The organism is Mesonia profundi, from assembly GCF_031085155.1.
GTDB lineage: Bacteria > Bacteroidota > Bacteroidia > Flavobacteriales > Flavobacteriaceae > Mesonia > Mesonia profundi.
This window is the reverse complement of the sequence record NZ_JAVHUL010000030.1, coordinates 1-21968: the sequence shown is the minus strand read 5'-3', so window position 1 is coordinate 21968 and position 21968 is coordinate 1. Positions and strand designations below refer to the sequence as shown.

Annotated in this window: 24 protein-coding genes and 1 pseudogene; 21 read left to right on the top strand and 4 right to left on the bottom strand. The window is 34.1% G+C overall.

The genetic code is table 11. From position 1 onward, the window contains the following. Positions 1-18: 18 nt before the first annotated feature. Positions 19-504: a hypothetical protein gene (locus RBU60_RS10810; protein WP_308865015.1), complete on the top strand. Its 486-nt coding sequence runs from the start codon at positions 19-21 to the stop codon at positions 502-504. Between the two features lie 715 nt (positions 505-1219). Here the strand turns inward: RBU60_RS10810 and RBU60_RS10805 are convergent. Next, entirely contained in the window at positions 1220-1723 is a 504-nt protein-coding gene (locus RBU60_RS10805; RefSeq protein WP_308865014.1) for a hypothetical protein, read from the bottom strand. Between the two features lie 404 nt (positions 1724-2127). Here RBU60_RS10805 and RBU60_RS10800 point away from each other — a divergent pair, with 404 nt between their 5' ends. The 15 genes and pseudogenes from RBU60_RS10800 to RBU60_RS10730 all read left to right on the top strand — a co-directional run bounded on the left by RBU60_RS10800 (position 2128) and on the right by RBU60_RS10730 (position 14487). Beyond that, on the top strand, positions 2128-2841 hold the full coding sequence (locus RBU60_RS10800; RefSeq protein WP_308865012.1) for a hypothetical protein: 714 nt from the start codon (positions 2128-2130) through the stop codon (positions 2839-2841). After that, on the top strand, positions 2838-3716 hold the full coding sequence (locus tag RBU60_RS10795) for a hypothetical protein (RefSeq protein WP_308865010.1): 879 nt from the start codon (positions 2838-2840) through the stop codon (positions 3714-3716). Before RBU60_RS10800 ends, RBU60_RS10795 begins: the two co-directional genes overlap by 4 nt. After that, positions 3694-3843: a hypothetical protein gene (locus RBU60_RS10790; RefSeq protein ID WP_308865008.1), complete on the top strand. Its 150-nt coding sequence runs from the start codon at positions 3694-3696 to the stop codon at positions 3841-3843. The genes RBU60_RS10795 and RBU60_RS10790 overlap by 23 nt, the downstream gene beginning before the upstream one ends. A gap of 153 nt (positions 3844-3996) precedes the next feature. Further along, positions 3997-5019: a S41 family peptidase gene (locus RBU60_RS10785; protein WP_308865006.1), complete on the top strand. Its 1023-nt coding sequence runs from the start codon at positions 3997-3999 to the stop codon at positions 5017-5019. A 59-nt stretch (positions 5020-5078) separates the two neighbouring features. After that, entirely contained in the window at positions 5079-5342 is a 264-nt protein-coding gene (locus RBU60_RS10780) for an FUSC family protein (RefSeq protein ID WP_308865005.1), read from the top strand. A gap of 2 nt (positions 5343-5344) precedes the next feature. After that, on the top strand, positions 5345-6247 hold the full coding sequence (locus RBU60_RS10775) for a DMT family transporter (RefSeq protein WP_308865001.1): 903 nt from the start codon (positions 5345-5347) through the stop codon (positions 6245-6247). A 116-nt stretch (positions 6248-6363) separates the two neighbouring features. After that, the gene (locus RBU60_RS10770; protein WP_308864999.1) at positions 6364-6687 is read left to right on the top strand and encodes a phosphoribosylpyrophosphate synthetase; all 324 of its coding nucleotides are present in this window, start codon (positions 6364-6366) and stop codon (positions 6685-6687) included. Positions 6688-6690: 3 nt separating this feature from the next. Then, a complete protein-coding gene (locus RBU60_RS10765) occupies positions 6691-6963 on the top strand; it encodes a hypothetical protein (protein WP_308864997.1) in 273 nt (90 codons plus the stop codon). A 255-nt stretch (positions 6964-7218) separates the two neighbouring features. Next, positions 7219-8022 (top strand): SDR family oxidoreductase, encoded by an 804-nt coding sequence (locus RBU60_RS10760; RefSeq protein ID WP_308864995.1) that lies wholly within the window; start codon positions 7219-7221, stop codon positions 8020-8022. 227 nt (positions 8023-8249) lie between these two features. Beyond that, complete coding sequence (locus RBU60_RS10755) at positions 8250-9869, top strand: GMC oxidoreductase (RefSeq protein WP_308864993.1); 1620 nt, start codon at positions 8250-8252, stop codon at positions 9867-9869. Between the two features lie 142 nt (positions 9870-10011). After that, positions 10012-11211 (top strand): S41 family peptidase, encoded by a 1200-nt coding sequence (locus RBU60_RS10750; RefSeq protein WP_308864991.1) that lies wholly within the window; start codon positions 10012-10014, stop codon positions 11209-11211. 325 nt (positions 11212-11536) lie between these two features. After that, positions 11537-12347 (top strand): annotated as a pseudogene (locus RBU60_RS10745) (class I SAM-dependent methyltransferase). Between the two features lie 125 nt (positions 12348-12472). After that, on the top strand, positions 12473-13231 hold the full coding sequence (locus RBU60_RS10740; protein ID WP_308864989.1) for a leucine-rich repeat domain-containing protein: 759 nt from the start codon (positions 12473-12475) through the stop codon (positions 13229-13231). A 67-nt stretch (positions 13232-13298) separates the two neighbouring features. Then, positions 13299-13880 (top strand): hypothetical protein, encoded by a 582-nt coding sequence (locus RBU60_RS10735; protein ID WP_308864987.1) that lies wholly within the window; start codon positions 13299-13301, stop codon positions 13878-13880. A gap of 154 nt (positions 13881-14034) precedes the next feature. Continuing rightward, the gene (locus RBU60_RS10730; protein WP_308864985.1) at positions 14035-14487 is read left to right on the top strand and encodes a hypothetical protein; all 453 of its coding nucleotides are present in this window, start codon (positions 14035-14037) and stop codon (positions 14485-14487) included. Between the two features lie 143 nt (positions 14488-14630). On the opposite strand, the gene RBU60_RS10725 is transcribed toward RBU60_RS10730, so the two are convergent. The 3 genes from RBU60_RS10725 to RBU60_RS10715 form a co-directional block, all read right to left on the bottom strand. Further along, positions 14631-14804: a hypothetical protein gene (locus tag RBU60_RS10725; protein WP_308864983.1), complete on the bottom strand. Its 174-nt coding sequence runs from the start codon at positions 14802-14804 to the stop codon at positions 14631-14633. A 195-nt stretch (positions 14805-14999) separates the two neighbouring features. Further along, the gene (locus tag RBU60_RS10720; protein WP_308864981.1) at positions 15000-15485 is read right to left on the bottom strand and encodes a ferritin-like domain-containing protein; all 486 of its coding nucleotides are present in this window, start codon (positions 15483-15485) and stop codon (positions 15000-15002) included. Positions 15486-15746: 261 nt separating this feature from the next. Then, a complete protein-coding gene (locus tag RBU60_RS10715; RefSeq protein WP_308864979.1) occupies positions 15747-16730 on the bottom strand; it encodes a hypothetical protein in 984 nt (327 codons plus the stop codon). A gap of 508 nt (positions 16731-17238) precedes the next feature. On the opposite strand from RBU60_RS10715, the gene hflK reads away from it, so the two are divergent. The 5 genes from hflK to RBU60_RS10690 all read left to right on the top strand — a co-directional run bounded on the left by hflK (position 17239) and on the right by RBU60_RS10690 (position 21779). Next, positions 17239-18249 (top strand): FtsH protease activity modulator HflK, encoded by a 1011-nt coding sequence (hflK, locus tag RBU60_RS10710; protein ID WP_308864978.1) that lies wholly within the window; start codon positions 17239-17241, stop codon positions 18247-18249. Positions 18250-18257: 8 nt separating this feature from the next. After that, a complete protein-coding gene (hflC, locus tag RBU60_RS10705) occupies positions 18258-19202 on the top strand; it encodes a protease modulator HflC (protein WP_308864977.1) in 945 nt (314 codons plus the stop codon). A 292-nt stretch (positions 19203-19494) separates the two neighbouring features. Beyond that, positions 19495-20013 (top strand): nuclear transport factor 2 family protein, encoded by a 519-nt coding sequence (locus tag RBU60_RS10700; protein WP_308864975.1) that lies wholly within the window; start codon positions 19495-19497, stop codon positions 20011-20013. 128 nt (positions 20014-20141) lie between these two features. Further along, positions 20142-20624, top strand: a complete 483-nt coding sequence (locus RBU60_RS10695; RefSeq protein WP_308864974.1) for a DIP1984 family protein — start codon at positions 20142-20144, stop codon at positions 20622-20624. 270 nt (positions 20625-20894) lie between these two features. Continuing rightward, positions 20895-21779 carry an alpha/beta fold hydrolase gene (locus RBU60_RS10690; protein ID WP_308864972.1) on the top strand — a complete coding sequence of 295 codons (885 nt, stop codon included), beginning with the start codon at positions 20895-20897 and terminating at the stop codon, positions 21777-21779. Positions 21780-21968: the final 189 nt, after the last annotated feature.

Genomic DNA, 21968 nt, shown 5'->3' with positions numbered 1-21968 from the left:
AAGTTATACGGAAATAAAATGATAGAAAAAATACTCAATACCAAAAAAATAAATTATTCTTCAAATTTGAACGAAGATAAGTTAAAACAAAAAATTGAAAATATCTTTAAAGAAAGCAACTTAAGCTTTGTTGGAAAATTCACAAATCAAAGTGAGTTTGCAGCTTATGACAAATGGACCTATATAGCGTGGTACGTATCCAATTTTAAAAGAAAAACGGCTTATTTAAATGGAGTAATAATAAAATCAGGTAAAGAAACTTTAATTAAATTAAGGATTAAACCAAATCCTGTGATAGCCATTTTCCCTGTTTTTACTGTATTAATTGGACTAATTACCAGTATAATAGCAGCTTCAACTAATGATGAAAATACCTTGATTTTTGGAATAATTATAATTGTGGTTGGAATTCTATTTTATCTCATGGGATTTTTTTTAAGAAATCGACTACTCAACAATTTTAAGAAGCATTTGAATTTACAAAAGGTTCAAATGAAAAATTGAATATGCACAAAGAGCGAACAAGCATGAAAACGAAAAAATTAAATTTTTTTTCTTTATTCCGGTAGCTCCTAATATCCGCATGTCTATGTTTTAATGTCGTTTTTATGACTTCAAAGTTTGGATTTGATTTAGCTCTCAAGTTTATGGTTTACTCTTATTGGAATTTTAATTTTGGTATGAAATTTATTCAAATTTTGGTGTGAAAGCAATGTTTTTCTACTCAAAACTTCAATTAGGTCAGTTCTTTTTTAGGCCTACTATTGTAAGCCTGGTAATTATATTTTCTGATTTTGAATTTATACAATACTAATGAGTCACCTTACCTCTTGGAGTCATGCAGGTTAAGGTCTCTTCTCTGAGCTCAGATAATCTTTTTAAAATCGTGTCAGGACTTGGGGTTTTAACATTAGGATGATCAATAAGGTGTGGTCTTAGATGGTTTTGCAGTTCTTCTACGCAATCACCACCACATAAAAAAACTGATTTGAATGAATACAGAATATCTCTCAATAATAGCTACTTTGAGAAGGAGTTAATGGCTAAAATTCGTTGAAGTTGGCTTCGATATTCAATTTGTTTAAAAAAAATATTTCATCGAAAGCTGATATCGAAGCTGATTTTATGATCTTCATTTTTGTAACACTACATAACTGCAACGCTTTATTAACTAAAGCTTTGCAGTGTTTTTATAGAAAGACGCAGATATTAGGCGGTATCAGAACGCATCGCGTTTGATCTCGCGTCCCAATCTTTCGAACGCCCCAATCTTTTGCGGATTGAGCTTAAGCAGGTCCTTTTTCTGTAGAATGTAATCGACGGTCAACAAAAGTGCTGTCTTACTGTCTTTTGTAAGGTTCGGTTTCAGATAAACCGACCAGGTGCGCGGCAATGAAAGAAACGAGATCACGCTTCCTCGAAGCATCGGTTCGCTGAAAAAGCCTTGATCTTCCTGAAACTTGAGGTCTTCCAAGAACGCCAGCAGATATGGACCGAGATATGCAGAAGCGGCGACAGGTGACATCTCGCCAAGGGCGTCGCCTATCAGAAAGCGCTCATTTTCCTGATCGATATCCATGGGCCTAACGTTCAGGAATACTGACGCGTCACCTCCCCCAAAACCTTTGGTAAAGTACTGCATTTCGCTGTCGGGCGGTGCTTTGGTTGCTTTCCAAGCGTTTTTGATTTCTTGATAGACCTCCGCCGCGTTGGGATGATTCATTTAGTTTTGATTTTATTTATTTTAAAAAGCGATCTTCGATATAGGATACGAAGTCGGTTGTGAAATATCACAAACTTTATCGTTTTAACTACTCTCATAAAAAATGTTTACCCAATTAAAAAACTCCATTTTCAATTCCTGATTAGCGACAAATGATTGTATCTTTGGTAGTGTTAAATGATACTATCACTATGAATCTTCCATACGAAATAACTCCAAAAATTCTAAATTTAATAAGCTCTATTTCAGGAAAAATGGGAGAACTAAATGCAACTTACTTAGATAGAACCCCTTCTAAACTAAGTATTAGCAAAAATTTATAGTTATAATTACTGCGGATTCGATTACATATAATTCCATTTTGAATTGCTAAACGAATTGAACAAAGAAATTACTATGGAAACATGAGCATATTCACTTATCATTTAGCAAAGACCTCTTACCTAAAGGCTCTCAAAGTTTTATTGTTTCCTCCTCAACCAATCCATACTCCGGGTCTCATTCATATGGAATGCATGACCTTTATGAGGTTGGGATCTAGAGTCATTTCTCCGTCTCGATTTTTAAATAGAAAAATAATTATTTTTGCGCAATGGGAAAGTGAATCCGCTATAGACAGCTACTTAGAAAAGGATAGTTTCGGAAAAGTTTTATCAAAAGGATGGCACACTCGTTTGAGTTATTTACGCCAATGGGGGAAATTGGACGAGTTTATGATTCCTGAAGAAAGTAAAGAGCTAGATGACCCTAATTCTCCGGTAGTTGCAGTCACACTTGCTCGCATGAAACTCTTTCAAGTTCCAAGATTTATTCACTGGGGCCGACCTGTTGAAAAGTTAGTTCGAGATCACCCTGGTAATACGTTGGCTTTAGCATCGATTAGACTTCCTCGAACAGTTTCGACATTTTCGGTTTGGAAATCACAAAAAGAGATGACCGATATGGTTTTTGGACATAGCGCTGGTGCAGATCCCAAACGTCATTTAAAAGCAATGAAAGAAAGAGATAGGAAAGATTTTCATTACCAATTCACAACCTTGCGTTTTAAACCCATCGCTGAATATGGAGAATGGGACGGGCGTAAGCACATCATCCCCAACCTCACAAAAACTAAATGAGTTTAGCGTATTCAAAGCAAAATTTTAAAGATTGGTTTACCCAGCAATGGGTAATTTTATGGGGCAAGAAAATTAATCCCAAAAATGTTCCTTGGTTGATGGGACCTTTTGGAATGTTGGGTTCCATCGCTGATGATTTTGTCATTCAATTAGCTAAAGCAGAAGGATTAACAATTAAAAGAAATACAATTTCGCAGGGGTTAATCTCTCCAATAACCCAATTGAACTTATCGGAAAGCGAAATAACTCGACTTTCTGAAAAGATGATTGATTTTTATGAAAACACTTCAGATTATCATTTAAATCTAAGTGTGAAGTGGAATCCTTTATTTAAAGGCTTTGGGATTCTGGTCAAGAAGTTATTTAGTCGGCGAATCCATCAACTAAACATTCCTACAAAAAACTCAACGCATGCCGAAGCAATAACTAGCGAAATTATCACTCTTTTAGATCCTAGAACGAACGAAATAAAATACACCATATGGTTTAGAACTTTTGAATCTACTGGGGAGGTGGTTTATTCTGGCGTATATAGTACTTGCACTTTAGCTTCTGGAAAAACGTGTGTAAAAGCAGTATTTCCTTTACCTAAAGGAAATGCGACCGTTATTATGTCTCCTACTGTTGGTGCTAATGGAGAACTTGTTCTAAATGCTTCCGGAGAAAAATTTGGTGATCCAGGATTTTATTTCTTACTCCAAGACTCTAAAGGAAATTTTTGGACACAATACATAAGCTCTTTTCGCGACCAATTAAAAGTATATTCTAATAAAGAAAGTATCTTGGCTGAACAGACTTTAAGCTTATGGAATCAACACGTTCTTCGCTTCAAATATCAAATAAAGCATAAAGATGAAACGCTATGTAAGAAATAGAACGCTTTCTGGTTCTAAAGTTTATTCCGTTAAATCAACTTTATCCTATTTACAATTGGGGACTGAATATGATGAAGAGGAAACTGGCAAGTGGAACTACTATTACCCTACTGATCATAAATTATGAAAAAAATCTTTAGGCAAGCATTTCTATAAAATGAGCGTCTATGATAATAGAAACATAGTTGAAATTACCAAAAAATCACCCTTTAATCCTTTAAATAAGCATGTTGAGCATAATTAACCAAGACTCAATAATCAAAATTATAAATATTACTTTATGAAGAAGATTTCAATAATTATATTCGTTCTAACTTTTACATACAGTGCAAAGGCACAAGAATTAAGTACATCTCAAGACAGTATTGGTGTTTTTTATGACAAATTATTTTCAGTAATGAAAAAAGAATATTTGTATAAAGAAGAGGTCAACTGGAAAGAAATAGAACCAAAAATTAGAGAAAACCTAACTCCATATTCAGATTTTCAAAGTTCGCTTCAAGAGATTACCACGCTTTTTGATTTTGCAAAAGCAGATCATTCTGCCGTTTATTACAAGGATGATCGTTTTTCTGGCACTCCTGATGGACCTACAGAAAAAGATTTTAGCGACCAATGGTTAAAAAAGTTTGCTACACAACCCGTTTTTGAAGTCAAAGTATTAGATCATCAATTTGGTTATATTTTAATGCCAGGCATGAGGAGTGAAAAAAATATTCATGAGCAATCACAACTAATGTATGATGAAATTAATAAGATTAAAAGCTCAGAAAATCTAAAAGGTTGGATTATTGATTTGCGATTTAATACAGGCGGAGACATTTGGCCCATGCTTTTACCTTTGTATGACTTTCTTGGTAATAATGTGGTTTGGGGTGAGATGGACATTCATAAAAATCAGATTAATAAAATAAAATTAAAAAAAGGAAAATATAAAAGTAATTCTAAAACAGTATCCTATATAAATCCTAAAGGAGAATTGCTTGATCATACAAAAGTTGCAGTCATCACCAATATTGCAACCGGTAGTTCGGGAGAAATAACCGCATTAGCATTTAAAGGAAGAGAGAATACTATTTTTATTGGTGAAAAAACAAACGGAAAGACGACAACTAATTATAGAAGAAATTTACCTTTTGGGGCATATATGACATTAACCATGGGCTACGATTGTGATAGGAATGAAAAATTTTATGAATATATAATACCTGATATACATATTGTAAAACAAGATAATTTCGAGAATTTACTTCTAGACAAAAACATTCAGGAAGCTATAAAGTTTATATCCATTACAGAGTAGCCAGCCTATATTTATTATATTAGTTGCTTAAACCACAGCAATATTCATATATAAAAACCTTGGAATCATATAAAATGGATAGAAAGAAATTGGCAGATTTAACAGACGAAGAACTGTTACAAGAAGAAATAAGAATTAAACCCTTTAAGCTTTATGACGCTATAATCTTTGGGGTTCTTATTGGAATTGCAACCTATAAAACGCTTAAAAATGGCTTAGGTTTGCTAACTTTTCTTCCTTTAATTTACCTTCCTATAGCGGCAAATAATAAGGCTAAAAGTATAGCTTTGCAAAAACTTTTAAAAGACAGGGGTTTAAAATAAAAATGAAGCAAATCTTACAAAACAAATTCCTACTACTTCTCATCATTTCCATCACTTGGGGATCTTCTTTTATTCTTATAAAAAAGACCTTACCCGTTTTTGATCCTTATCAAATTGGCGCTTTTCGTGCCGGGCTTTCTGGACTCCTTTTAGCTTTTATCGGTTTTCCTGCCCTGCGGAGAATGAAAAAGAAAGATATCTTTTGGATTGCCTTATCGGGTTTGTTTGGTAATTTTTTGGTTGTTTTTATCTTTCCATTTGCTCAACGAGAGGTCAGCAGCTCCTTGGCGGGAATCATCAACGCCTTAGATCCTATTTTTACCTTAATATTAGGGGCGTTACTTTTTGGAATAAGAAGCAAAATCATTCAGTATCTGGGTGCCGTTATCGGATTCGCAGGAGCCTTAATTCTAGTTTACACTTCAGGCTCAGAGAGCAGTGATAGTCATTACTTTTATATAGTTTTATTAATTATTGGAGCTGCTTTATACGCCATTTCGGCGTTGATTGTTGAGAAAAAATTAACCCACATAAAATCATCAGAATTAGCGAGTTCTATCTATTCCATTTGGATGATTCCTTCGCTTATAATTTTAGGATTTTCAGGCTTCTTTACCGAAATTGATTATTCCCAACCAGCCACCTTAGAGTCCTTGGGCTATTTAGTTTTTCTAACCGTGGTTAGCACGACCCTAGTGATGTTTTTATTTTTTAAATTGGTACAAGATACTTCCGCAGTTTTTGTGAGTAGTATTTCTCTTTTAATTCCTGTAATTGCTGTTTTCTGGGGAATTTTAGACGGTGAGAAATTTACACTTTGGTATGCCCTTGGCGGAATTTTGGTATTAATTGGCGTTTATTTTATTCGAGACGAGCAGGAAAAGGCCGAAAAACCTTCAGAATAATCGGGTTGCGTATTCTTCTCCTCTACTTAAGAATCCTTCCGAATACCCTCTGGTTCGTTTTCTTTTTGCTAAATTAGATACTTCAACCACTTTGCCGTAATTTAAAAAATACCATTATGAATAAAAAAAGTTACGATACCGTTACAGAAGCGATGACCGATCTCAAAAAATTGGGTTACACGGTAGATTTTTCAATAATGACTGAGAAAGAGTGTATCATATGCCACAAAACCAAAACTCAATTATCACCTGAAGACTTTAAGATTGATGATTTTTACAGATTTGAAGGTGACAGTGATCCAGGGGATGAAATGATTGTTTACGCAATTTCATCTACTATCTATGATATGAAAGGAATTGTTGTTAATGCATATGGGATTCATGCAGATGCAAAGTCTTCAGCAATTATAAAAAAATTAAATACTCATTTAAAATACTAGTTTATGAACTTAATAGAAAATATAGTTCACTACTTTAAGAATAATGAAGATGAAAAAGAAGACTCTTCCCCTCAAGGAACTTGTCCTGTTTGCTGGGGCCATCAACAATATGACGGAAAAATAAGAGGTTTACTGGAAGACAAACAAATAAACGTCAATAATCATAAGGATAGCTATATGGTTATTCAAGATTTTATGAAACACCACATTGATAGTGTAAAATTAAAAGAAGGGGTAATTTCAGATTGTCCAAGTTGTTCGAGTAAAAAACAGTAAAATCCCTAATAAAAAAATTACTTACACAAAAATCTAACTATCAGTTTTCACCTCAAAGATTAATATTTAAAACTCTCTTAGTAGGTTTTAAAAAAGTGATCATTTAAAAAAAACAGCAACTCCTCTCCTACCTAAAAACTTTAGAACTTACGTTTTCTTGTGGCTTTATGAGAATTTTCTATCTTGCCTACTGAAGAGGTTCAGTTTTCATTTGTTAACTTTAATTTCTTGAACCGTACAACTGATCATAAAAAAATGAAGCATCTAGAAGGAAAAACAATACTAATCACAGGAGGAGCATCGGGTATTGGAAGAATTATGGTTCGCTTATTCTTAGAACGAAAAGCGAAAGTTATCATTTGGGATATTGATCAATCAAAAATAGAGGAAACCATCACCGAGTTATCTCCCAAAGGCCTTGTTTCTGGATATACCGTTGACGTGGCAAATATTAAACAAGTTCAAGAAACAGCTATAAAAGTAAAGCAGGAAATAGGTGTTGTTGATGTGCTTATAAATAATGCAGGTATTATTGTAGGTAAATATTTTAATGAACATACTACAACTGATATCTTAAAAACCCTGGAGATTAATACTCAGGCTCCTATGTTTATTACCAGTGAATTTTTAAAAGATATGCTCATTCAAAATTCAGGACATATCTGTAATATTGCATCTTCTGGTGGGCTTATCTCCAACCCTAAAATGTCGGTATATGCGGCAAGTAAATGGGCATTAATTGGTTGGTCTGATAGTTTACGTTTAGAAATGAAACAACTGAATAAAGATGTAAATATCACCACAATCATGCCTTATTACATCCATACAGGAATGTTTGAAGGAGTAAAATCTAAAATCCCAATTCTCGAACCAGAGTCAGCAGCACTTAGCATTGTAAAAGCCATTGAGAAAAATAAAAAAATGATAACTATTCCTGGTTATATTTATAGGGTTACGCGCTTAGGTCAGGCTATTATGTCTATAAATGTCTTTGACTGGTTCACTGGTAGCGTGCTAGGAATCTATAAAACCATGGAAAATTTCACGGGTCGAAAATAATAAGCTTTAGCTAAAAACATACCTTAGTGAATGCTTTGCGCTTGTTAGTATTCTATTTCTGCTTCCTATCAAAATCTAAAAAGAACTAAAATACTATCAAAAAAGCCTTGTAAACGGACAGATTTATTTTTTTCGAGCAAAGCATTAATTTGGTATATTAGTTGTCTTACAGTGCTCTGCATCTAAAGCAAAAATGCGATAGTTAGGTGAGACAAGTAGTTAAATAAATGGAAAGAAGAACTTTTATAAAAATAACATCAGCTTCAAGCGCTGGGATCTTAGCATCTAATGCTTTTGGAATTAATTTAAAATTGGATCATACCGAAGAAAATATTGAAAACCTAGTGATTGGTTCTGGCTATGGCGGCGCTGTTGCAGCTTTACGTCTTACCCAAGCTGACAAAAAAGTAGTCATGCTCGAAATGGGCTTGAACTGGGAAAAGGAAGAGGGTAAATACAAGCCTTTTTCAGATTTAATTACGCCCAAAAACAATTCTACTTGGTTAAATAAAGCCACTCAGGCGCCTATGATGAACATCGCCAGGTTCAATAAAAAATTTACAGGCGTTCTGGATCGTATGGATTTTGAAAATATAAAAGTATATGCCGGACGCGGTGTAGGTGGCGGCTCATTGGTGAATGGCGGAATGGCGGTACAGCCTAAAAAAGCCTACTTTCAGGAAATATTTCCCGATTTGAATGTTGATCAATTTTGGGACACCTACTTTCCCTTAGCACAAAAAGAACTCGACGTTAATGAAATCTCTGATGAATACTATGAACAAACCCCTTACTATAAATTTGCACGCGTAGGAGAAAGCGAAGCTCATCATGCAGGTTTTGAAATCGTAAGAGTGCCCAATGTTTATTCTTTTGAGTATATGAAGAAAGAAGAAGCGGGAGAAGTTCCTAAATCGGCTTTAGCAAAAGAAGTCATTTACGGAAATAATCATGGTAAGCAAAGTCTTGAAAAAACCTATTTAAAAAAGGCTTTAGAAACGGGACTTCTAAACATACAAGACCTCCATCGTGTAGATTATATAAAAAAAACAGAGAAAGGCTATACGGTTTATGTAGACCTTATCGATACCGCAGGATTAGTCATCGCGAAAAAAACCATTCACTGCCAAAAACTCTTTCTAAATGGAGGAAGTGTTGGTACCACCAAACTTTTGTTGGCCTCTATGCACAAAGGGAAAATGAAAAATTTTGATAAGAGTGTAGGAAGTCATTGGGGAAATAATGGGAATGTGATGACCGGTAGAAATATGGTCAACACCCTTTTTAATCGCGTTGAGAATGAATCTACCGAATCTAATTATAGCACAGGAACAGGATCAAAACAATCTACCATTCCCGTTTCGGGCATCGACCATTGGGAAGATAAAAAACATGCCTTCTTTGCCGAAATTTCTCCGTTGCCTATGGGGATGGAAGTTTACACCGCATTATACCTCGTGATTAATAAAGTACCTGTGCCAGGTCGTATTTCGTTTGACCCCTCTATTAATGACATTCGGATTCATTGGGAAGAGAAAAACTTTAAGCATACGGTTGATAATGCCAAGTATTTTATCAAGAAAATGAATAAGGCTAATGGCGGCACTCCGTCGGGCTTATTGTGGAAAGGCGGTTATGGACCAGATATTTGTTATCATCCTTTAGGAGGTGCTGTTTTGGGAAAAACAACCGATCTTTACGGAAGAGTAAAAGGATACGAGCATCTATATATTACCGATGGGGCTTTGGTTCCCGCAAGCATTGGCGTTAATCCGTTTCTAACCATTACCGCAATCGCAGAATATTGTATGGAAGAAATTATTAAGAGTGATTTTCAGGAAGAATAAAAAGCTAAAAAACGCTGAAGAAAAAGTGTATTTTTTTACTAATTTTTCTTCGGAAGCTTCGCGGAAACAAATCCGTAAAGATTTTTATGAAAGATTGACCTTAGGTAACACCAACGGCAACACTCCTTAAAATTTAAGCTTTATGTTCAAAAAAATACTATTTTTTATACTCCTTAGTGTGGTATTTGTGGGTTGCAAAAATTCTAAAAAAGAAGTTAAAGAACTGACTAAAGCCGACTTAAATGGTTTTGGGGAGCAACAAGGAGAAGGCGAAATTATAGAGATTAATGATTCTTTAGTGATTTCTTACTACAGCAGTAATTTCAACTGCTATCCCAATTGGAAAATATCAAGAAAATATTTTAACACGCAAACGCCCACGATTACCGTCAACCCTGATGAATCTTTCAACAATAAAGAAGGCTATACGGTCTTTACGTATACCAAGTTAAAAGAAAAACCATCCCTTTGTAAAGAGTTAACACCAAAGCAAAAGAGTAGCAATACTTATAATTTCGAAACACTTTGGAATACATTTAACGAGCAATATGCTTTTTTTAAGGAGAGAAATGTGGATTGGGATGCCATCAAATCAAAATATAGAGCAAAATTCACCGATAAGACCGAAGCTTTTGAATTCTATCTACTAATGGAGAATATGGTTCTTGAACTGAATGATGAACATTCCAACTTTGACGTTCCCGATGAATTTGACGAGCAATGGCATCGACTTCAGAAAAAGAAAGGTACTACCAATTACAAGCAATTAGTGCAAAACCAGCTACTTCATCAGTACCTGAAAGCACCCAAAAAATATAATGCGGGTCAATTATCTTGGGGATTAATATCTAACAAAATTAGTTACATTCAATTAAACGGGATGGATGGATTAGCCAATTATTTCAGCGAAAATGATACAACTTGGGATACCTATTGGGAAATAACAGAAAACAGTGATGACTATCAAAAAGACTTACTTGAGGGCACAAACAAAATCACAGATTCCATTATTAAGGATATTAAAAATACCAAAGCCTGCATTTTAGACTTACGCTTTAATGGCGGTGGCTATGACAAAGTAGGACTTGCATTTTTAAGCCATTTTATTGATAAAGAATACACGATATTTAATAAAAAGAGACGTTTTAAAAATGGATATTCAGAAAGCCAAACTATCAATATAAAACCTTCTGAAAATAATTATACAAAAAAGGTATATGTATTAACCAGTCCATTTACCGTGAGTGCCGCAGAAACTTCCATTTTAGCAAGCATGAACTTTCCAAATTTTAAACGTTTTGGCTCCAATACAAATGGTGCATTTTCAGATATTTTTATATAAAGAATTACCTAATGGTTGGACGTGTGGGTTATCAAATGAAGTCTATGAGGGTATGAATGGAGAAGTTTATGAAGTAGTAGTGTAGGAATCCCTCCAGATTATAAAATAGAATACCCAAAAGAAGCGCACGAATTCTTCAAATCGATGAATGAAGAATTGAAAACTAAAGACAGAGCCATAGAAAAGGTAATTGAATTAATGAAATAATGATTACTAGAAACTACCACAAAATACAAGGCAGAAAAATATTGCTATGTTTTCAACTTTAAGCTTAAAAGTATATTTTTGAGTGGATATAAAGTCTATTATTTAAATCAAACGAGAAATGACTTCAGAAAAAAATTATATAGAAATCAATCGGCAATCTTGGAACAATAGGACCGATGCACATATGAAGTCGGAGTTTTATGATCTGCCTGGGTTTTTAAAGGGAAAAACTTCTTTAAATGATATAGAATTAAACTTACTTGGGGATGTTAAAGGGAAAAGCATTTTACATTTACAATGTCATTTTGGGCAAGATAGCATTTCGTTGAGTAGACTTGGTGCAGAAGTTACCGGTGTCGATTTATCTGATAAGGCCATTGAAAATGCTAAGCAACTTGCAGAAGATACCAACTCTACAGCAAAATTTATTTGTTGCGATATCTACGATTTGACCAATCATTTAGAGCAAAAAATTTGATATGGTGTATACCAGCTACGGGACCATTGGTTGGTTACCGGATTTAGATAAGTGGGCGAAAATAATTTCAAAATTTTTAAAGCCACAAGGGAAATTTGTGTTTGTTGAATTTCATCCGGTAGTTTGGATGTTTGACGACAACTTTGAGAAAATTGAATATAATTATTTTAATTCGGGTGCCATCATAGAAACCGAAACGGGCACGTATGCCGACAAAACTGCCGATATTACTCAAGATTTTGTACAATGGAATCACGGTTTAGCCGAAGTGTTGAATAGCATAATAAAAAACGGACTTGAGATTAATACGCTGGAAGAATTTGATTATTCTCCCTATAATTGTTTTAACAACACCATAGAAATAGCACCAAAGAAGTATAGAATTAAACATTTAGAAAATAAAATCCCGATGCTTTATTCTATGGTATCAACAAAGAAAAACACCCCCTAATAGTTGTATTTGACGAGGCAAAAAAGGCAAGCCTAAGGTGGTAGATGGCTCAAATTTTATCCACATCTACTCCCCCCAGCCTGTCGTTATTTCACTCATCTGTAGTCTCATACTAATTAAAAAAAATGGAAGCGAGTAACTTAAGAAGCGCCAAAAAGGCCGGAGAAGATTTAAAGGCACTCTATTTAGATCATAAGAAATACAAAAGTCTATCCAATAAAATAAAGGAGTGTATTCATCTTGAAATTTTATACCTACAACATAATAAAATAGAAGAACTGCCCAATTGGATTTCTAATTTCACACACTTAAAAGAACTATACTTGGGCGGAAATAGCTTCACAAGCCTTCCTCTAAGTTTTTGCTTACTTTCTGAACTTAAGATCTTAACATGTAGCGGGACGCGTTTACAAGAACTTCCCAAGAAATTTGGCAGTCTAGAAAGTTTAGAAATTTTAACTCTCGAAGACTGCCCTATAAAATCATTACCTGATTCATTTTCTAACTTAAGCAATTTAAAAAAGTTAGATATGACATTGTCTGATCTTAAATCTATTCCCCGTGATTTTAACCGATTGGAAAAATTAGAAGACTTGTCTTTTTCTATGACAGAGTTAGAGGCTTTTCCTATTAAAATTTGTGAGCTTCCCAATTTGAGAAGTCTATCCATTAGCTCTTCTAACATAAATTCTATTCCCAAAGAAATTGGTAAACTAACATCCCTAACTAAACTTACCTTGTCGGGATGTCCTATTTCTAGCTTGCCTAAAAGTATATTGCATCTTAAAAATCTAGATAGTTTAGCACTTTATAAAACAAAATTAGAACCTATAAAAACGAAAGATTTTTTGTCTCCCTTAAACCTAAGAACGATTATTATTTAAACTAAAAAACATTTTCAAAATCAAGCATCTTAGAAATCAATTAGTAAGAATACTCGCTTTGGTCATCATGGTCTTAAGCCTAAGCAGTTGTGGGTTTTGCAATATTTTATCCAAACAATTCTATTATACAGGCGAAGGCGGAGTTAGACCTGGCAAAAATAAATTCGAATTGGCAAAAACTCCTTACCTCTTAAAGGAACAAGACCTCATAAAAACAAATGCTATATATCAGTTCTGTTATAGTTGGAATGAGAAAGAATTAATATACCAAAAAACGAATTGTAACCACATAAATGCTAAGATTTCATTTATTAGATTCTTTAAGAATGGAAGGTTTTTAATGAATGATTTAAGTACTGGAAAAGATTCTCTAGAACAATATAATAATTTGAAAAGTGGAAAAATTGGTTATTACAAAATTGAAGAAAAGGAACTGATTTTAGAATATTATTCTGTGAGTCATGCAGGAATGGCTTCTGATTGTGGAAAGTATTACAAGGATAAATATAAACTGACTAATAACGGAATACAATTACAGGCGGAGAGACGATCAAATAACGGACTCTTTTTCGGATGGACCAAAGTGGAGAATGCGGGTTGGTACCTTAGAAAAAACATAAAAGGTTTAGAAGGGGTTCCTTCTTGGTAAAGAAATATGTTTTACAAACAAGAACTGAAGAAATCACAAGTTTTTTATTACTGAATTTTAAAAAGCCCGTATTCCATATGCCATCGTTTTCTACGAATTAGCTATATTTAATATCCGTTAAAGAAACCTTTGGCAACTAAATAAACTGAAGAAAATGAACAAGCTCACATTAATAATTTTGACTTTTATTTTAACTATTAGCTGTACAGATACTAAAAGGACGGATGAAAGTGATAAAAACAAAACTCTAGTTTTACAAGTTGATCGCTTGAAGATTAAAAATGATTCCTTATCGGATGTATTAAAAAAACCAACTACCGTAAAAAATTATTGGTATGATTCCGATTATGACGGAAGGGGTTTAATGGATCATGGAATTACTAATCCCAAGGAATTCATTAAAAATTCGCTTCGTGAGAACACAAATTTAATTCCGTTGGAAGCCGTTTTAGGAGGAAGCATGCGATTTGGAAAAATACAACTCTTAGGTAGTACATGGCTCATTGCCGAGTATGATGACGGGCACGTTCTAGGAAAGGCTATTTATAGCTATAAACTCCATAAAAACGGAGAATTTGAATTATTAGATGCCATCGGTCCTGAATAAAAAAAAGGAAACTTAAATTAAGAACTTGATTACAAATAGTCAATGGAGCAAGAGCCAATACCAATTATAGAACTTCTAAAATTTATCATTTTTTTAGGCTCCATCACATTTTCATTAGGGATTCTTTTTCAAGGATTTATACTTTATAAAAGTAATAAATCAATTTTGATAAGTTTGATTGTGATTATTTTTACAAGAATAGTTACGGTAATTAGTTCATTTCTTATTTGGTCTTTTTGGCCTTTTTCTTTTGATATTATGTTTTTATTTATCTTTTTACCTGCAGCATTTCCCGAACTTATTTTTAGTCCCTTCATTTTAAATCTATTCGGTATTAAAATATTCAAACAAAAAAAGTCTACGCCAAAGAATCCTATGAGGAATTAAAAAACCCGTAAATAAACATCGGCGAATTGCAGATTCTTATTTACGGGTGGTTCTACTGATTAAACATTCAAATTTTTATTAAAATTTGAAAAATCTAATAAGCATTCCATCAACGGAAACTGAAGTTATTCCCAGTTTTCATTTAAATTTTCCAAAGTTTTTACTTTTGAAAGCGTCTGCTGAATCTCCACTAATTGTTTATCTAGCACGCTTGTAATATTCTGTGGGAAATCATTATTTTTCATTTTCTCCTCGTATTCATCTACACTCGCTTTATCTCCGCGGATGCACTCTTCCAAAATACCATCATCATCTTTTCCTGTAAACGCATTTTTAACGTCTATCCAAGCGCGGTGCGCGGTACCAGTGGCGCTTCCGTCCTCTTTTGGTTTTTCATCTAAATCACGGATAATTTTATCAATTTCTGTAGCAAATCGGCTGCGTTTTACCGCCTGATGTTTTAAGAATCCTTTTAAATTTTCGTGATTAGAATCTTCTAAAGCTTTTTTAAAACCTTTTTCGGCATCGTAATTTTTTTCCAACAATTCCTGAAGGTTATCTACTAAATTTTTATGGTTATCTTCTTTTGCTTTTTCTCTGGTCGTTTTCATAATATTTTTTTTAAGTTGACTAAAGATACAAAATGAGAATCTGTGAAGTCTTAGAATTATCCTAATTAGCAAGAGCTTAACATCTGAAATCGAGTTAAATATGCCAGATAACTTTTTGCGAAAAATTATCATTGGCAATACAAACCACTAGAGATTTTATTTGTTACAGACTCTCCAGAAGTAGGATAACAAAAAGCTTTTCCTTAAGTAAATTTCAGTTAAAGAGTCACCAGAAACCAGAATTTATACTGACTTCCGTGTTTAAAATGGTAATTCAATAGATTCTGGATCAATAAAATCTTTGGAATAGGGATGTTCTAAAAAGCTTAAGGGTGGTTTCTGAAACCTAAGAATATGTTCTCTTTCAATCCCATAAACTTGCCAATAGTTGGACAACAACTGTGCAAATATATCATCACTCCACAATCCAAAAACAGGTTTACTTGCAATAGGCTTAATAGGAAGGGTTTCTACAGTAATCCCATCATCTACATGCTCAATTTTTTGTTCGGGTCTATATTGCAATATGTAATCTGAATAATGAAATCTAGCGTACAGTTCTTCAAATTGAACGGGATGCAAAACATGACCTTTCATTTTTTGGAGTATCTCTTTTTGACTCTCCCCAACAATACCATTATCCTGTAAACACGCAATAAAACCAAAGCCATTGACTCCAAAGGAGAACATCAAACTTATCGCATCATCGCGATAGCTAAAAATATCTGATGAATATTTAAGGGGAAACACTGCGATAGTCCAAGGTTTTTTTCCAATAAAAGTAACTGGTTCTATGATAGATTGCAACATTAAGTGGAAATGACCAAAGCGCTTTTTAAGATGCGGAGAAAGATTAAACTCCTTCCCTAGCCTTAACAGCCTATCTCTTTCATAAATCATCTCATAATAAAGTAGTCCGTAAACCATTCTACCTGTCCATTGAAAAAGCTCCTCCTCCTCTAATGCCGCCATTCCTTCATAGCCTTCATTATATGCGGCTCGTACTTTCACATCTAATTCTTCAAAAGCTTGCTTTACTCTTGGCGAGCATGGTAATTTAAGATCGGTATATTGATAGGACTTCGTTTTGTCCATCATTTCAATTCTTTCATCGCCTAATTTAAAATGATCCATCAACCACTCTGGAAAAACGCTCATGGTCTCTGTGGCTAGGACTCCAGAAAGGAAACAAAAATGTTCATCGAAAGTTAGATCTTGGAAGGGATTAAAAAGCTGTTGAGACATAAAAATTTACAAATTTTAAACGTTGAATATTTTTTACAAATATAGCCATAAACTCTCGTTTGCATCAAGCTATTTACCCAGAGATTACTTCAGAAATAAAATAAAATCAGTAATGATGAGTATTAGTATTCAGAAGAGAAAAATTGATTTTATTCTGGTTAAATATCACGCTTCATAAGGGTATTTAATGACTACCTTCGTTTTATATCTTTTAGGAAACCACTTACCTCTTCTCATCCCATATATAATAATCTAGAAGGTCATTAGAGAAGTAAAATTAGCTTCGCTAAAGCTATTTCAAATCTACTTTTTTAAACTTTATATACAATAGGATTAATAGAAGAGAGTCTAAGAAAAAAGCTGTAATATTGCCATTAATATATCTTTAAGACCCAAATTTATAAGAGGTCAGCCTTACAAAAACACCTGTGTATTTCATTTGCTCCTTTTCACTAGGCAGATGACCATTAATGACTGCACTTTTTTACTAATCACTAAATTTTTATGAATGAATAATAATGAAGCACAAGGATTTGAAGTTCCAGAATCCATGGGGAACATCATCAACCTTATTACTAAAAATATAAAGGTTATTCTTATTGGAATAATCCTGTTAATTGTTCTTCTGGGTTCTTTCTTTCAGATTCAACCCGAGGAAGTGGGTGTTATTACTCGATTTGGTAAATACACCAAAACCGTAGACCCAGGACTTAATTTCAAAATTCCTTTTGTGGAGACCGTATATAAAGTACCGGTAGAAAGACAACAAAAATTAGAGTTTGGTTTTAGAACCACCGACACCAATTCTCTTAATACTAATTACAGCAAAGACAATGCGCAAGAAGAATCTCAGATGCTTACTGGTGATCTCAATCTTGCTGATGTAGAATGGGTAGTTCAATATAGAATTGATGATGCTTATAATTTTTTATTTAAAGTAAAGAACCCTGAAACTACTTTGAGGTATATGTCTGAAGCGGCTATGCGCATCGTTGTGGGTGATCGCACGGTAAATGAAGTATTGACTGTAGGAAGAACCGAGGTCGCAAACAAGGTGCACAAAATAGTTCAGGATTTAAGTAATGAATATTCTTTAGGGGTAAAAATAGATCAGGTAGTGTTACAAGATGTAAACCCGCCAGATGCTGTAAAAGCCGCATTTAACGCGGTAAACCAAGCACAGCAAGAAAGAGCAACCTTGATTAATGAAGCTGAATCTGAATATAATAAAGTAATTCCGAAAGCGAAGGGACAAGCTCTAGAAACCATCCAGAAAGCAGAAGGTTATGCTGCAGAAAGAATAAATAATGCGCAAGGAGAAGTTTCTAGGTTTAATGATCTTTATACAGAATATATTAAAGCACCTGAAGTAACTAGAACAAGGATTTATCTGGAAACGATGAATAAAGTATTGCCTCAATTGGGGAATAAGATTATTACGGATGAGACTGGAAGTAATGTGCTTCCACTCTTACAGATGCAAATGCAAAAACAAGATACGCCAAATACACCAAAATAAATTTAAGCATGTCCAAAAAGAAACTCATAATATCAGGAATAGTTTTAGTAGTTCTTCTCATTGCGATTACCTCGAGTATGTATATCGTCAACGAAAAGCAGCAAGTAGTCATCACGCAGTTTGGTAGACCCATAGGAGAGGCAGTTACCACTCCAGGAATAAATTTTAAAACGCCCTTTGTTCAGGATGTCAATGTTTTTGACAAACGCTATCTAGAATGGAATGGTGACCCCAATCAAATCCCAACCAAAGACAAGAAATTTATTTTTATAGATACCTATGCGCGTTGGCAGATTATTGATCCGCTTCAGTTTTATAAAAGACTCACCAATGAAAGAGGAGCCCAGTCAAGACTTGATGATATTTTAGATGGAGAAACCAGAGATTATATCGCCAATCATGAATTAGTAGAAGCCGTTAGAAATAGCAATCGAAAAGCAAGAGTAACCGACACGCTTACTGAACCTTCTTCTGACACACTAATAGACATAAAAGTAGGCCGTCAGAAAATAGAAAAAATGATTTTAAAGACTGCTAATGAACGTGTTTCTGATTTGGGAATCGTGATTCTAGACTTTAAGATTAAAAGACTTAATTATGTTGATGAAGTACGTGAAAATGTATTTAAAAGAATGAATAGTGAGCGGTTTCGTATTGCAGATAAATTTCGATCTGAAGGACAAGGACAAGCTTCTCGAATCAATGGAGGAAAGGTACGAGACCTAAAGACCATACAGTCCACAGCTTTCGAAGAGGCCGAAAAAATAAAGGGTAAAGCTGATGCTTCTGCGGCAGCTATTTATGCGAAAGCTTATAATCAATCGGCGCAATCAAAAAACCTATATTCCTTTTTAAAGTCCATGGAGACCTTTGAGAAAACCTTTGATAGAAATACCTCTGTCATTCTCTCTACAGATAGTGAATTGTTTAAATACTTGAAATCTAATAAGTAGACCTTTTAACTCCGTATAAATTGAATTATGCTTTCTTTTTTTTGACGGAATTATGACAAACTATAAGTACAACTGCCCATATAAATCTTAATTTTTATATGGGCATTATTTTTTTATCTCCCTGCTAATCTGATTACTAGAATTTATTTTAAGTTGGCTCTTCCTCTGAAGTCTTAAACTCTAGCCTTCTATATAGTTCTATTTTTCTTCTAATGAACTATATTTAGTATCCGTTAAAGAAATGCTGAACGCTATTTTAAACCGATTTCATACTCATCTTAAACAAAATAAAATGATCAAATCAATTTTAATGTTTATACTCTGCATTAACTCCTTTTCCTTATCTGCACAGGTAGAGAAAAACTCCGATTTATATAAAGCCATTATGTCAAAAGATAGTTTACTTTTTGAGGTAGGTTTCAATAGGTGCGATATAAGTCAGTTTGAGACCATGATGAGTGAAGACCTCGAATTTTATCACGATAAAAGCGGAACTTCAGACAAAAAAGAATTTTTGTATAATCTTCGCAACGGCTTATGTTCTCGCCCCGATACGTATCAATCTCGGAGAGAATTGTTAAAAGAGAGTACCAAAATTTATCCGCTTTACGCTCATGACAGTCTTTATGGGGCTATTCAAAACGGAACACATCGGTTCTATGAAAAAATAGCAGACAAAGAGGAAAGCTTTGCGAGTTCGGCAAAATTTACTCACCTATGGTTATTAGAAAATGGAGAATGGAAACTAACCAGAAGCTTGAGTTACGCACATGACACTGAGTTGAAAGAATTAGACACTCCAAAAAAATAACGTCTTTGATGGATTGCATTCTTGGGCTTGGGTTTTATAGCTCTATTCTTATTGCTTCTTTAGAATATTTTATATTTTTACATTTAGCGACTAGCAATCCTAAAATTCATATTAAATAAAGACCCAACATGTCAGCACAAAAAGATAAGACACCTCCTAAGAAAATGAAACTTGCAGAAGGGCTTTTGCTAAGAGCAGATCTTATGAAGAAAATAGAACATCTTCAAAATAGAATTAGGCCAGTCTTAATTGTATCAGATGATAAACTTCCTCAAGAAGATCCAGAGAAATTACTAGCTCAGTTGAGAAATGCCATACAGGAGTTAGAATCTATCATCATAAGAATAAACAAAACAAACAACGAAACGCCAGTGGAAGGCGAAGGACTTCTTATGGAAGCGCTTGCCAAAAGAGATTCGTTGAAAACGCTTTCAGAAAAATTAAGAAATATAAGACACGCAGCCCAAATATATAATAATGGGGATACGAATCTTAAAACGACGATTAGCATCAAGAAATTGCAATCTGAAATGGATCAAACCGGAAGGGCATTTAGAGAGATTGATAGTAAGATTCAAGAAATTAACTGGCTTACAGAATTAATAGATTAAGCCGAAAGGCGGAATGGTCGGGGCGAGTACCAGCCCCTTTTCTAGGTTGAAGTTTTCGGGGTAAATTGAAAACTTTACCAATCGCAGGCTGCTTGGGTTGCGGCTAAAAATTACTTTTTAGGACCCATTACTGCGTACGAATTACAACTGTAAATGGTAAAACTTACTACCAGGTACTGACCGATCATTTTTTATAATTAAAGCGGAAGATTTGTAGAAAGAAGACTACCGCTTCCCTCTTCTACTAGAACTAAAAATTAGAGCAACGGCTTGGGTACCATTAAAAAAACAAAACTGAAAGAGAAGCTTTACGCCATAAAAACAGAAGATGGGGTGAGGATTGCGCTTTGGAAATTAAATGCCAAGAAGGATTTGGGGAGGCATATTTTTTTAACTCACGGTGCTTTTTCCAATAGAAAAATATTCAACGGAATCGCGACGGCATTAACAGCAAAAGGTTTTACCTGTTGGGTGATGGAATGGAGAGATCACGGAGAAAGTTCTAAAAGTGAGAAGAAATTTAATCTTGAAACGGTGGCGAAATATGATCTACACGCCAGCTTCGATTTTCTCTTTCATAAAATGGGATTAAAAAGTGTAGACTGCCTGACTCATAGTGGCGGCGGAATTGCTTTAACGATGTTTTTAATTAAGAATCCCTCTTATAAATCCTACATCAACAGCATGAGCATGTTTGGGGTGCAAGCCTTTGGAGCAGGAACAGAGCTGAAAGGAAAAGTTAGAATTCTAGTGGGTAAATATGTTGCAGCTTTACTGGGGAAAGTTCCTGCAAAATCTGCTGGCTCTACTGAAAACAATGAAACTTATTATACTTTAAAGCAATGGTTTGATTGGAATTTGAATCATAATTTTAAGGGAGAGAATGGTTTTGACTATTTAGAAAAAATGCCAAGCATCAATATTCCTATACTTTCCATATGTGCCAAAGGAGATCATTTTATTGCTCCAAAGAAAGGTTGTGAGGAGTTTCTAAACGCCTTTAAAAATGACGAAAACAAATTATACTTTTGTTCTAAAGAAAATGGAAATTTAGAAGATTACGATCACAGTCGGATTATACTTTCTAAGAATTCAGTCAAAGAATTATCCCCTCTTGTGTTAGATTGGATCAATGAGAAAAGTGAGCGTCTTTGATATAAAATGCTTTTCTATTAGATAAATTGAAGATGCCTTAGAGATCGAGTAAGTTTCTAAATCTAAAAAAATAATTCTCGTTAAAAATACCATAGCTAATAGACAGAGAGTATTGGACTTCCTAGTAATTTTGTGACTAATTTTATTAGGCCGCTTTGTTAAAAAATCCTTTTAATTTTAGTTCCATTT

Bases quoted from the DNA above. Each gene is read 5' to 3' on its own strand.
- RBU60_RS10810 (WP_308865015.1), top strand. From the start codon at position 19: ATGATAGAAAAAATACTCAATACCAAAAAAATAAATTATTCTTCAAAT.
- RBU60_RS10805 (WP_308865014.1), bottom strand. From the start codon at position 1,723: ATGAATCATCCCAACGCGGCGGAGGTCTATCAAGAAATCAAAAACGCT.
- RBU60_RS10800 (WP_308865012.1), top strand. From the start codon at position 2,128: ATGAGCATATTCACTTATCATTTAGCAAAGACCTCTTACCTAAAGGCT.
- RBU60_RS10795 (WP_308865010.1), top strand. From the start codon at position 2,838: ATGAGTTTAGCGTATTCAAAGCAAAATTTTAAAGATTGGTTTACCCAG.
- RBU60_RS10790 (WP_308865008.1), top strand. From the start codon at position 3,694: ATGAAACGCTATGTAAGAAATAGAACGCTTTCTGGTTCTAAAGTTTAT.
- RBU60_RS10785 (WP_308865006.1), top strand. From the start codon at position 3,997: ATGAAGAAGATTTCAATAATTATATTCGTTCTAACTTTTACATACAGT.
- RBU60_RS10775 (WP_308865001.1), top strand. From the start codon at position 5,345: ATGAAGCAAATCTTACAAAACAAATTCCTACTACTTCTCATCATTTCC.
- RBU60_RS10770 (WP_308864999.1), top strand. From the start codon at position 6,364: ATGAATAAAAAAAGTTACGATACCGTTACAGAAGCGATGACCGATCTC.
- RBU60_RS10765 (WP_308864997.1), top strand. From the start codon at position 6,691: ATGAACTTAATAGAAAATATAGTTCACTACTTTAAGAATAATGAAGAT.
- RBU60_RS10760 (WP_308864995.1), top strand. From the start codon at position 7,219: ATGAAGCATCTAGAAGGAAAAACAATACTAATCACAGGAGGAGCATCG.
- RBU60_RS10755 (WP_308864993.1), top strand. From the start codon at position 8,250: ATGGAAAGAAGAACTTTTATAAAAATAACATCAGCTTCAAGCGCTGGG.
- RBU60_RS10750 (WP_308864991.1), top strand. From the start codon at position 10,012: ATGTTCAAAAAAATACTATTTTTTATACTCCTTAGTGTGGTATTTGTG.
- RBU60_RS10740 (WP_308864989.1), top strand. From the start codon at position 12,473: ATGGAAGCGAGTAACTTAAGAAGCGCCAAAAAGGCCGGAGAAGATTTA.
- RBU60_RS10735 (WP_308864987.1), top strand. From the start codon at position 13,299: ATGGTCTTAAGCCTAAGCAGTTGTGGGTTTTGCAATATTTTATCCAAA.
- RBU60_RS10730 (WP_308864985.1), top strand. From the start codon at position 14,035: ATGAACAAGCTCACATTAATAATTTTGACTTTTATTTTAACTATTAGC.
- RBU60_RS10725 (WP_308864983.1), bottom strand. From the start codon at position 14,804: ATGAAGGGACTAAAAATAAGTTCGGGAAATGCTGCAGGTAAAAAGATA.
- RBU60_RS10720 (WP_308864981.1), bottom strand. From the start codon at position 15,485: ATGAAAACGACCAGAGAAAAAGCAAAAGAAGATAACCATAAAAATTTA.
- RBU60_RS10715 (WP_308864979.1), bottom strand. From the start codon at position 16,730: ATGTCTCAACAGCTTTTTAATCCCTTCCAAGATCTAACTTTCGATGAA.
- hflK (WP_308864978.1), top strand. From the start codon at position 17,239: ATGAATAATAATGAAGCACAAGGATTTGAAGTTCCAGAATCCATGGGG.
- hflC (WP_308864977.1), top strand. From the start codon at position 18,258: ATGTCCAAAAAGAAACTCATAATATCAGGAATAGTTTTAGTAGTTCTT.
- RBU60_RS10700 (WP_308864975.1), top strand. From the start codon at position 19,495: ATGATCAAATCAATTTTAATGTTTATACTCTGCATTAACTCCTTTTCC.
- RBU60_RS10695 (WP_308864974.1), top strand. From the start codon at position 20,142: ATGTCAGCACAAAAAGATAAGACACCTCCTAAGAAAATGAAACTTGCA.